This window comes from Nonlabens ulvanivorans (assembly GCF_032922765.1).
GTDB lineage: Bacteria > Bacteroidota > Bacteroidia > Flavobacteriales > Flavobacteriaceae > Nonlabens > Nonlabens ulvanivorans.
Map to the genome: position 1 here is coordinate 507,176 of NZ_CP136694.1, position 11,357 is coordinate 518,532.

Sequence of the window (11,357 nt, forward strand, 5' to 3'; positions counted from 1 at the left end):
TCCATTAAGGATGCTTTATCTTTAGAATCTTAACTAAGATTTAAAGATGAAGTATTTTTTTTATTCGCTTATAGTATTGGGTTTAATCGCATGTAAAAATGAAGTTGAAGAGCAAAAGGTGGATATCGTTGATGAAATTGCAACTCCTCAACTACATTTAGATCAGGCCAATAATCTTGCGGCATTACCTTTACATTGTATTGAGACAGAGTATCCTAATAAAATGGGGCATGTTACCGCAGCACCAGAAGATCAAAAAAGACCAACAGACCAGCATCCGGTATTTTATGGTTGTTTTGACTGGCATAGTGCAGTACACGGCTATTGGAGCGCTGTGACTTTAATTAAGCAGTTTCCAAAACTTGAAGCTAGAGAAGAATTACTAGCAAAAATAAAACGCAATCTTACCACAGAGAATATCGCGGTTGAAATAGCGTACTTAAATACGGAGAATAATAAAACATTTGAACGCACATACGGATGGGCATGGTTGCTTAAATTACAACAAGAACTGGACACCTGGGAAGATCCTCAAGGACAAGAACTAGCTCAAATTCTAAAACCTTTAAGTGATGTCGTTATAGAGCGATATACAGACTACTTACCTAAACTTAATTATGCCATAAGAGTAGGTGAGCATTCTAACACAGCATTTGGGATGGTATTTGCCTGGGATTATGCCACACATGCTGGTGAACAAGATTTAAAAAATGTAATTGAATCTAAAGCCAAAGAATTTTATACTGGTGATACAGACTGCCCATTATCTTGGGAACCTAGTGGTTATGACTTCCTATCACCATGTCTAGAAGAAATTGATATCATGAGGCGCATTTTACCAGCTGCAGATTTTCATCAATGGGTTGCTGCGTTTATACCTAATATTCAACATGGAGATTTAGAGATTGAAATAGGACGTGTATCAGATCGTAGTGATGGTAAACTAGTGCATATCGATGGATTGAACTTAAGTCGTGCATGGGTGCTTTATGGCTTGATCAGTCAGTATCCACAGCAATATGCTGCATTACAAGAAACTGCAGATGCACATTTGACCAATACGTTACCTAATCTCGTGGCAGACGATTATGCCGGTGGACACTGGTTGGGTAGTTTTGCTATTTATGCTTTACAAAATGCATCGCATGTTCCAGAAGATCTTTAAGAATATAGGTCCTGGTACTTTAGTAGCTGCGGCTTTTATAGGTCCTGGAACTGTTACCGTATGTACTCTTGCTGGTGCAAACTATGGTTATAGTCTGCTCTGGGCGATGTTGCTTTCTGTTTTTGCGACGATTGTATTACAAGAGATGGCCGCTCGATTAGGATTGATTACTGGTAAAGGATTACCAGAAATATTGCACAGTACAATTAGCAATAAAATCATAAGAATGGCTATAATTATTCTTGTACTAGCTGCCATTGCGGTAGGTAATGCGGCTTATGAAGCTGGTAATATTTCTGGTGGTGTGCTAGGATTAAATATCATTTTCGGTACACAATGGTATTTTCCGTTACTACTAGGATTAATCGCTTTTTGTTTACTCATTTATGGTAATTATAAGGTATTAGAACGTGTGTTAATCACGCTAGTCGTTATCATGGGAATATCGTTTATAGCAACCGCAATAGCGATAGAACCAGACTTTAGTTTGATTTTAAAAGGTTTATTTACTCCTTCTATTAATGAAGGTAATTTGTTAACCATTGTCGGTTTAATAGGTACTACCGTAGTGCCTTATAATCTTTTCTTACATGCATCATTAGTAAGTGAGAAGTGGAATGAAAGTACAGATTTAAGTGCCGTTAGAAAAGATACTGTTATAAGTGTCATTTTAGGAGGATTAGTCTCTATGTCTATCATTGTTGCGGCAACAGCCTTACAATCCACTAAAGTTTCTACAGGAGCAGATCTAGCCAAAGCTCTTGAACCGATTTTCGGTTTGGCGTCAACTTATGTGTTTTCTATAGGTATTCTAGCAGCCGGAATTACCAGTGCGATTACTGCGCCTCTTGCTGCTGCATATGTAGTAAAAGGTTGTTTAGGCTGGCATGGTAATATGAAAAGTTGGTCTTTTAGAGCGGTATGGATGATTATACTAGCACTAGGAGTGCTATTTTCTAGTATAGGTTTAAAGCCACTAGATATCATCACTTTTGCTCAAATAGCAAATGGATTGTTATTACCTATTATGGCTATTCTATTACTTTGGCTGGTGAATCAGAAGTTTTTAGGACCATTCCAAAACAAGATCTGGCAAAATGCTATGGCCATAATTGTTATCGCGATAGCCATTTTATTGGGTGCTAAAACACTTTTAAAGGTATTTGAAATTATCTGATATGGTTACGATTGATGTTAATATGGATTTAGGTGAAGGAATGACTATTGAAAAACAGGTCATGCCGTTTATAAGTTCCTGTAATGTTGCATGTGGTGGCCATTATGGTAATTACAATTCTATTAAAGAGACCTTGCTTTTAGCTCAAAAACATGGTGTTAAAACAGGTGCGCATCCTTCTTTTGAAGATCGAGAGAATTTTGGTCGAATTCATTTAGATTGGAATGAAGCACGCTTTCGCGAAAGCGTATCTAAACAAATCCAACAGTTCCATGATGTAGCTTTAGAGCTAGGAATAACCATGAATCATATTAAGATGCATGGTGCCTTATATCATGCCACAGCACACCTTACCGATTATGTAAAATGGACTGTTCAATTAGTTAAAGATAAATATCCTGAGGTTAAATTATATGTACCACCTGGTAGTCTATTAGAACTAGAATTAAAGAATCATGGATTATCCTATGATCGAGAAGCATTTGCAGATAGGCGATATGTTTGTGAAGGGAAATTAGTTTCTCGCAATGATGCTAATGCTGTTATTGAAGATGTATCAAAGCTTGTTAATCAACTATCAATGATGGTTCATGAACATAAGGTGATTTGTATAGATGAGCAGGAAATCCCCTTAAATGCACAAACCTATTGTGTGCATGGAGATAATCTATCGATAGTTCACAATTTTAATGAGGTAATTACTGCATTGAATTTAAATCGAATTAAAATTGGATAGCTTCATTTTATATCATCAATATAATGAGAATAGTCTACTGGTTACTATCGATGTAGATACTAATGTACAGGAATATCGTTCATACATTACGAGATTAATTAATGATCAATATAGGCATAGGGTTGTATTGAATCAAGGATTTAATTCTGTTCTCATATTATGGCGTGAAGAGTCTGTAACTCGTACTTTAATCGATGAGGTAAAATTGCTATTAAAAGGCATTACTCCATCACCAGTGCGTGTTATTAATAAATGGAAATTACCGGTTTATTATGATCGTCTTTCCGCAGATATACGAGCGGTATCAAAGTATACAGATTTGGAAATTGGTGAAATAATTCGTCTACATCAACAAGCAGTTTATACTGTTCATTTTATGGGGTTTTTGCCTGGGTTTCCGTATCTAAATGGATTGCCTGAGATATTATCCATTCCTCGTAAGGTGACACCATCATTACAGGTCAAAACAGGATCTGTAGCTATTGCGGCAGGAATTTGTGGAATCTATCCACAAAGTAGTCCTGGTGGCTGGTATGTATTAGGGAATTGTCCTGTACCACTATTTAATAGAGAACGAGAACAACCTTTTTTACTATCGATCAATGATCAAGTTGAATTTTATGAAGTCGATCAATCGTTTTTTGAAGATTTAGAACAAAATTTAAATCCTTTAGATATTAATCAATTTAAAAATGGCTAGACTTACAATTCTTAGTTCAGGATTTAATTCTACTATTCAAGATATGGGTAGACTAGATTATAGAGAATATGGTGTGCCACATAGTGGTGCTATTGATCAAGATAGCTCGCGTCTCGCAAATCGATTATTAAATAATAGGGATGATGATGCGGTAATTGAAATGACATTATTAGGTGCAGAAATTATCTTTTCAGAACCTACACAAATTGCAATCACTGGTGCGTATTGTAAGATAGTAGTTCAATGCATGGGATATGAAAGTCCATGTGTTATAGCAGTAAAAACAGGAGATGTAGTTAAAATAGGCCCAGCGATAAGAGGTAATTTCATTTATATGAGTATTAAAGAAGGTTTTCAATCTGAAGAATCTCTAGGTAGTCAATCTTACTATCCACATATTTTAGACAACGCATTACTTAAAAAAGGTGATCACCTTTCTTATCATCGAGCAGAAAAAAGTATAGACCAATTTGATGAAATACCATCAAATTTAAACGCTAGTTTAAAAGCATATGCAGGTCCAGAATTTCATTTGCTCAATAGAAAACAACAAGAACAATTACTAGGTACCTCTTTTACAATTTCAAAATTATGGAATCGTATGGCGTTTCAATTAGAAGAGACTTTGGTTCATACTCTATCAGCTATTAAAAGTAGTCCTGTATTACCAGGAACGATTCAGTTAACACCAGACGGTAAATTAATTGTTTTAATGAGAGATGCACAAACTACAGGTGGTTATCCTAGAGTTCTACAACTTACTGAAGAAGCTGTGAATATCATTAGTCAAAAAAGAGTAGGAGAAGCCTTAGATTTTATAATCAAGAATTAATAGAATTTTAAGTTAAACTATATCTAATGCTATTGGAATACTTAAGATTACTTCTTTAATTCGTAGTAACATGCTTAAAAGAAACAATGTCTCAGCAAAAATTTAAATGGCTTCATTTGCCGTCCATTTTATGGGAAAGTGCAAAAAAATGGAACGATGATGATGTGTGGCAATTAAGTGCTAGTGTTGCTTATTATACAATACTAGCACTACCAGGATTGCTAGTCATTATGATTAACATCGTGGGAGCGGTATGGGATACTGAAATTGCCACAGGTAGATTGACCTCTAGCCTTACATCATTAATAGGGTATGATAGTGCCGAAAGTATCAATGGGATTTTACAAGCGGCAAGCCGAGATTCAGACAGTTGGTTTGCAAAAATTGTTGGGATATCAACATTAGTTTTTGCTGCAACAGGTGTCTTTTATCAGCTACAACTTTCTTTAAATAAAATATGGAAGCTCAAAATTAATCCTAAAACACCGTGGTGGAAAATCATTACGGATCGCGTAAAGAGTTTTGGGTTTATTCTCGTTCTTGGGTTTTTAATTTTAATAAGTTTCATCTTATCTGCGGTCATCGGTGTATTACAGGACTGGATTCAAGTCCATATTGCAGATTATTTAGGACAACTAGCCTTACTGGTCAACTATATCGTTTCTTTGGGGATTATTTCATTTCTATTTGGGTTGATGTTTAGATATTTACCAGATGCAAGACTACAATGGAAAATGGTATGGCCTGGTGCCTTGCTAACGGGAGTTTTATTTGAAACCGGTAAGTTCTTAATGGAAATATATTTCACACAATCCTCGCCAGCTAGTGCTTATGGCGCAGCAGGTCTTATTGTATTATTACTTTTATGGGTGTCTTATTCTTCACTGATTCTTTTCTATGGGGCTGAATTTATTAAAATTTATGCTTCTCGTTATGGTAATGGAATCTCACCGAGTTCAAAATCCTTAAAGTATAGAGAAGAGCTTATCATCACGGATAAAGGAGCAGATGTTACCGAGAAAGAAATTGAAGAATTGATAAACTCAGATGATAATCCTATTGTGGATCGCTAGTACGCTTCCGCGAAAGCGTAATGAACCTAACTGAATAACTCGAGAAAAGCCTGTTTGTATGTCTTAGTTATTGGTACACGGTATTCATCGCCGATCACAACATAACCTTCGTTTTCAAAGGCTCTTACAGCTTTTATATTTACTATGTGAGACTTATGACACTTAAAAAAATAGTCGTCTAGGTAGTCGTTAAATCTACCTAAGCTATAGGAACTGGTAAGAGTTTTACCATCTGCTAGATGTATTTTTGTATAACCTTCATAACCTTCTAGATGTATAATTTCTTCTTGCGGAATGAATGAGATACCTTTTTGGGTAGGAACTTTTAGTTTATGATCACGATCGATTATCTTATTGAGCAACTCTACAAGATTTGAATTTTGATCTGCGTTCTCTTTTTCTATATTAAAAATTGCTTTTTCTAATGCCTCTTTGAGCTCTGTGTTATCAACAGGCTTAAGTATATAATCAACAGCACTTTTTTTGATAGCCTCTAAAGCATATTCTCCATAAGCGGTCGAGAAAATGACTTGAGATTTTAATTCATTAATACTATTTAATAATTCAAACCCATTAAGGCCAGGCATTTGAATGTCTAAAAACAAAATGTCTGTAGCATGTGAATTGATGTAATCTAATGCCATTTTGGGATCCTGAAATGTTGCGATCACGTAAACGTTAGGGCATACTTTTTCAATCTTCTTTTTAAGATTTTGTAAAGCAGAGTGCTCGTCATCTACCAGTATAGCTTTATAGGTTTTCATCATTTAATTTTTTTAGATTAAAAATCACTTCATGTCCAGGATATTCAATATCGCTTGATGCTGGTCCTCTTTTTAATTCTATTTCCCATAAACCAGAAGCTTTTAAGTATCTCAAACGATCTTCTAAAACAGATGATGATTTATACCTAACATCATCCTTTTTAAATTTAAACCCTACACCATCATCAATGATATGAATTTGTATTTGTTTTTCATCCAGCTTTATAAATTTAACAGTAATCAATCCAGCAACCGATTTATTAAAAATACCATGATTGACAGCATTTTCAACAATAGGCTGTAAGAGCATGCTAGGGATAATGTCTTTTAAGTTTAAGTCAGGATCTACCTCGATGTTGTAATTGAGCTTTTTATTAAAACGTAAAGATTCTAAATCTAGATAGTTTTTTAAAAGTTCAATTTCTCGTTCTATAGTAATGTGTTGTTCTTTACTGAGTTCAAAAAATTCTCTAATTAATCTAGAAAACTTAACTAAATATCGATCTGATGTTTCAAAGTCGTTTTCATTGATATAATACTGTATCGCCGTAAGAGAATTGAAAACAAAATGCGGATTCATTTGAGAGCGTAACGCCTTAAGTTGTAATTCTGATAGTTTTTGAGCCTGTAATAAATCTCTGTTCTTCTTTTCTTCAGATCTTTTAGTTAATGCCTTTGTTACTAATATGATAAGTGTCACTACGGTCAATAGAGTCATTAAATAGAACCACCAGCTTTGATACCAGCGCGGTTCTAGTTGAAAATTAAAACTCTTATTAATTCCTTCACTGCGCAGTTCCAAATTATACTCGCCTGGACTTAAATCTGAAAAGGTCAGATTAGAAGAATTTGCAACGGTCCATTTTTTTTGAGTAGGTAATAACCTGAATTCATAGTACATTTTCTTATTTACTCTATAATCTATATTATTAATGACGAGTTGAAGATCACTATCTGGAATATAACTGGTGTGGTTGTTAAGTTTTAAATCGTGACTTGCATATAGAGCCTGATCTACATATATATCTATTAAATTTTGAGAAGAAACATAATCAATAGGGTAGTGGATGATACCTTGATTAGTAGCAACTAATAATTCATTATTGACCTTTTCAATTCCATTAATCTTATCAGTAGGTAACCCATTAGTATTATTCCATGAATGCTTAAATTGATATTTGCCATCAATGAATTCATAGTAATAAATACCTTTGTTTGTAGATAAGTACAGTTGATTTTCTGAGATACAGGGATTATTAGATTTTAAAAACTCACTTCCTTCTAGTAGTGTAATAGTTTTTAAATCAGTTTGATATACACCATATCCACTAGTAGAGACGATTAAAGTTTTATCATTAACGCTAGCGATATCAATTACAGGCTTTTTAAAATTAGTTAAAGATTCAATTCCAGTAATTTTATCATTTACTAACTCGTACAGTCCATTAGATCCTCCAAAAATTAATCGGTCTTCCATGGTTGTTGAGCATCTCACACCGCTTAAACTATAGGGTTTTATTTTTTCTAAGCTATATGGTGCTATTTTATTTATACCTACTGTATAGTGACCATAAATGAAGCCTTTATAAAAAGTCATTGATCGTGCTCTCTCATTAACCAGGTCAAATTTCAGATTGAGAGAATCGTTTTTTGTGATTGAAAATATGTTCTTTTTTGTTATAAAATGAGAAGTGTTCGTTTTCTTTATATATTCGGCATCATATAAAAAGTCATTACTATCCATATAGGGTTGAAAAGTATTGGTTTTCTCATTTAATTGATAAAAACCTTTTTCATTTACTAGCGCAATAATTTTGTTATTAATACGCTTTATATCAACAATTTTAAAATGTTTTAATTCTTCTTTGATTCTATTTTCATTTATGGAATGTTTATAAATACCATTTGAAAATGTGGCAATCCATACAGTATTTTCTTTATCAATGAAGGAGTAATGCGATTTCAATTCAATAGGAATTTGAACAACCTCTTTGACTTTTAATAAATCATCAAGTATTGCAACAACGTGCTCACCAGTAAGCTGTATATTGTTGTTTGCTAGATGTAATCGAGAGTATTTTAAGAATGGTACGTTTAATTCACTTTCATAGGTATATCTCCTTGTTTCTAAATTATTAAAATCTATAAAGCCATAAGAATTTTTGGAGTTACCTACATAAAGTGAGTCTGTTAGTTGACCTCTAGAATGGCTGTCAAATGTAAATAATGAATCCTGTAACGGTTGTAAATTATTATCTCTGGTCACTAAATTAAGTCTATCATTATCTAACACACTTCGTACGATACCTTTATATTTTTTATGGGATAAATAAGATACATTTGAATAATCCTTATGAATATTATAATTGATTTCTTCCCATTTGAAATCTGAATTAAGGTTATGAGATCTAAAGGTTCCCGATAGTATTAAAGAATCACCGGTGAATCCGCTATAGATTGGATCAATACTTACATCCGCCTCTTTGTTTACGAAATTATGGACCACGTTATCGAGAATGTATCCCATGCTAGTACTTTTTGCGATGTACCAAAGTTTACCATCCTCAGCAGGAAAAATATTCCATATATCATTAGTAGGTAGGCCTTCTTGAGTAGTGAAAACTTTGAAGTCAGTGCCATTATATTTTACGAGACCTTCATCTGTAGCAATCCATATAAAGCCATTTGAATCTTGTGTGATTTTGTAAACATGATTACTAGGTAAACCATCTTTTTCAGAATAATTGGTATAAGATTGTGCAGCGCTCCAATTAAAGGCGATAAAAAAAGTAACTAGAATCCACGACTTTATCATTCTGTCTAAAAATACTATTAAATACTTACTTCTTTACTTAATTTAGATTGCCCACCGTCAGTTGTAAATACTTTAACAGCATAGATGCTTTTATTTTTCTCGCTTTCGCTGAAGCGTAATTTTAACGACCTACCGTGTCTCACAAACTGACCATCTTTATTTTTCTTATAAATCACAAAATAGGTTTCTTCATTTAAGTCTTTATAACTCCAAACTAGAGTAACCTCACCATTTTTAGTAGTAATTCTTAAATCTTCTACAGTTGGTCTAACACCAGTCTTATAGGTTTTACCTTGTACCGGAACTGCATATTCTGATGCATTTTCACTTTCATCGATTGCTCTCATACTATAATAATAAATCGTTCCTTTTTTTACATTTTTATCTATGAAGGTAAGTTGGTCATTTTTTAAAATTTGATATTTTTCCCATGGTGCTTTAAGGTCTGTTTTACGATAGAGGATTTGTTCTTTTACGTCTATACTTTTACTCAAGGCAAACTGTAATTCGATAACATCTTCAGTAGATTTTATTTTTTTAAATACTGGAGTGGTAGGAGCAATTTTATCTGGTCTTTTGACTTTCAAAATTTCTGAAAATTCGGATGTGTTGTGATTAAAATCAAGAGCTTCAACTCTATAATATATATAAGGAGTTAAAGACTTTAAAGTAACGGTATCTTTATATACGGTTTTTACATCTCTTCCCATACTATCAATAGATAGAAATCCTTCTTTAATTGCAGAAAATTCATGCTCTGCAGCGTTAGATCTATATAATCTATACCCCATTAAATCCGCCTCTGGGTTTTTCTTAATATCAACAGTAACGACACCAATGGAATCTATTTTACCTTTAATAAATATAGGTTTACTAGGTGGAATGCTATCAATTAGTGTTACCGCTACAGGAAAAGATGAACTTACATTATTTGCGGTATCGACTGCCTGTACGAGATAGTAATTAGTTTTATCCATCAAGAATGATTTGTCTATAAATTTACGAGCTGTTTGCGGTAATAATTTATCGTGCAGTAAGGTAAATGTACCGTTGTTTTCTTCAGATCTTGATATGGCAAAACCTTTAAAATCTCCAGCAATAGGTGCTTGCATTTCCCACTCGATGTGTACCTCATCAGGTTGAGCATGCTGTGGTTGCTTTAAAAAAGGTTGCTGTGGTGGCTTTCTATCGCGAGGCATTCCTGTTACTTCTGCAAACTGTACTCGTTCTCCAAAAAGAGTTTGAGCATAGAAACGATACGTATATTTTTGATAGTTAACTAAACTGTCTTCATCAAATCCAGTACGTTTAGGGCCGTCATAGTCGCTACCTCTTATGGCATAAATAGGAGCCTTGTTAAGTTTAACGTTTTTACCATTAATAGTACGTTCTACATCCACACCGCTCAAGTCAGGATGTTCATTCCAGACAAACCCTAGTTCTGTATCACCTGTTTTTATGTAAACTTTATTTTTAAGGGCATCTGAATTATTAATTGCTTTTATACTGAATGGAATAGATTCTATTTTATAAATTGTTGATGGTGCAACTAGTTTAACTCTATAAGTGTAATCAATTCCATTCTCTACAGTCTGGTCCACATAAGAAAACCCTAATCCTTTTGCAGCTTCGGCATTTTTTATAGCGGTAAGTAAAGAGATCATTAGTTGAAAATCTTCAGCTGCTTTTTGATTCTTAAGTTCGCCTATACCGTCATTAAAACTCATCGTACCACCATTATCCTCAAGTACATCTAGATAAAAATCCATAGCAAGTTCTATTTCGTTCATTTTATCTTCATTTGGAGCAGCGTTCATTACTTCTAGCCACTGCGCTTCACTATATGGTGTAGTACGACCTATTTCTACAAAATTTCCTGCGCTACCGTTTGCTCGCTCAATTATAAAACCAGATTTAAATGCAAGTTTCATGGTACTTTTTCTGTCAGGAAAAAATCTTAACTCAACGGTATTATTAATATACCGTCCTTTGGTTTTTATTACGGTAGTCGGTTCTTGTTGCGCTTTCGCGAAAGCGGAAAACAAAAATAAAAAGCTGATAAATATGATTGATAGATATTTTTTCATGTCCTTTA

The 11,357-nt window shown here is 33.9% G+C and carries 9 protein-coding genes; 6 read left to right on the plus strand and 3 right to left on the minus strand.

Features of this window, described 5'->3' with window-relative positions; all coding sequences use genetic code 11:
* Window positions 1-46: 46 nt before the first annotated feature.
* From R1T42_RS02310 to R1T42_RS02335, 6 genes are all read left to right on the plus strand, one after another.
* Window positions 47-1,165 carry a DUF2891 domain-containing protein gene (locus tag R1T42_RS02310; RefSeq protein ID WP_317291140.1) on the plus strand — a complete coding sequence of 373 codons (1,119 nt, stop codon included), beginning with the start codon at window positions 47-49 and terminating at the stop codon, window positions 1,163-1,165.
* Window positions 1,146-2,342, plus strand: coding sequence for an Nramp family divalent metal transporter (locus R1T42_RS02315; protein ID WP_317291141.1), 1,197 nt, complete (start codon window positions 1,146-1,148; stop codon window positions 2,340-2,342). Before R1T42_RS02310 ends, R1T42_RS02315 begins: the two co-directional genes overlap by 20 nt.
* Window positions 2,329-3,078: a LamB/YcsF family protein gene (locus tag R1T42_RS02320; protein WP_317291142.1), complete on the plus strand. Its 750-nt coding sequence runs from the start codon at window positions 2,329-2,331 to the stop codon at window positions 3,076-3,078. Before R1T42_RS02315 ends, R1T42_RS02320 begins: the two co-directional genes overlap by 14 nt.
* On the plus strand, window positions 3,071-3,778 hold the full coding sequence (locus tag R1T42_RS02325; RefSeq protein WP_317291143.1) for a 5-oxoprolinase subunit B family protein: 708 nt from the start codon (window positions 3,071-3,073) through the stop codon (window positions 3,776-3,778). Before R1T42_RS02320 ends, R1T42_RS02325 begins: the two co-directional genes overlap by 8 nt.
* Window positions 3,771-4,610 carry a 5-oxoprolinase subunit C family protein gene (locus tag R1T42_RS02330; RefSeq protein ID WP_317291144.1) on the plus strand — a complete coding sequence of 280 codons (840 nt, stop codon included), beginning with the start codon at window positions 3,771-3,773 and terminating at the stop codon, window positions 4,608-4,610. Before R1T42_RS02325 ends, R1T42_RS02330 begins: the two co-directional genes overlap by 8 nt.
* A gap of 86 nt (window positions 4,611-4,696) precedes the next feature.
* Entirely contained in the window at window positions 4,697-5,683 is a 987-nt protein-coding gene (locus tag R1T42_RS02335; RefSeq protein ID WP_317291145.1) for a YihY/virulence factor BrkB family protein, read from the plus strand.
* A 26-nt stretch (window positions 5,684-5,709) separates the two neighbouring features.
* On the opposite strand, the gene R1T42_RS02340 is transcribed toward R1T42_RS02335, so the two are convergent.
* From R1T42_RS02340 to R1T42_RS02350, 3 genes are read right to left on the minus strand one after another with little or no spacing between them, the layout of a single operon-like run.
* Complete coding sequence (locus R1T42_RS02340) at window positions 5,710-6,447, minus strand: LytR/AlgR family response regulator transcription factor (protein ID WP_317291146.1); 738 nt, start codon at window positions 6,445-6,447, stop codon at window positions 5,710-5,712.
* On the minus strand, window positions 6,434-9,262 hold the full coding sequence (locus tag R1T42_RS02345; protein ID WP_317291147.1) for a sensor histidine kinase: 2,829 nt from the start codon (window positions 9,260-9,262) through the stop codon (window positions 6,434-6,436). The genes R1T42_RS02340 and R1T42_RS02345 overlap by 14 nt, the downstream gene beginning before the upstream one ends.
* Window positions 9,263-9,279: 17 nt before the next feature.
* Entirely contained in the window at window positions 9,280-11,349 is a 2,070-nt protein-coding gene (locus tag R1T42_RS02350; protein WP_317291148.1) for a fibronectin type III domain-containing protein, read from the minus strand.
* Window positions 11,350-11,357: the final 8 nt, after the last annotated feature.

What these genes read in the sequence shown, in the direction of transcription:
- R1T42_RS02350 (WP_317291148.1), bottom strand. Translation starts at nt 11,349, where the DNA reads ATGAAAAAATATCTATCAATCATATTTATCAGCTTTTTATTTTTGTTT.
- R1T42_RS02310 (WP_317291140.1), top strand. Translation starts at nt 47, where the DNA reads ATGAAGTATTTTTTTTATTCGCTTATAGTATTGGGTTTAATCGCATGT.
- R1T42_RS02330 (WP_317291144.1), top strand. Translation starts at nt 3,771, where the DNA reads ATGGCTAGACTTACAATTCTTAGTTCAGGATTTAATTCTACTATTCAA.
- R1T42_RS02335 (WP_317291145.1), top strand. Translation starts at nt 4,697, where the DNA reads ATGTCTCAGCAAAAATTTAAATGGCTTCATTTGCCGTCCATTTTATGG.
- R1T42_RS02340 (WP_317291146.1), bottom strand. Translation starts at nt 6,447, where the DNA reads ATGAAAACCTATAAAGCTATACTGGTAGATGACGAGCACTCTGCTTTA.
- R1T42_RS02315 (WP_317291141.1), top strand. Translation starts at nt 1,146, where the DNA reads ATGTTCCAGAAGATCTTTAAGAATATAGGTCCTGGTACTTTAGTAGCT.
- R1T42_RS02345 (WP_317291147.1), bottom strand. Translation starts at nt 9,262, where the DNA reads ATGATAAAGTCGTGGATTCTAGTTACTTTTTTTATCGCCTTTAATTGG.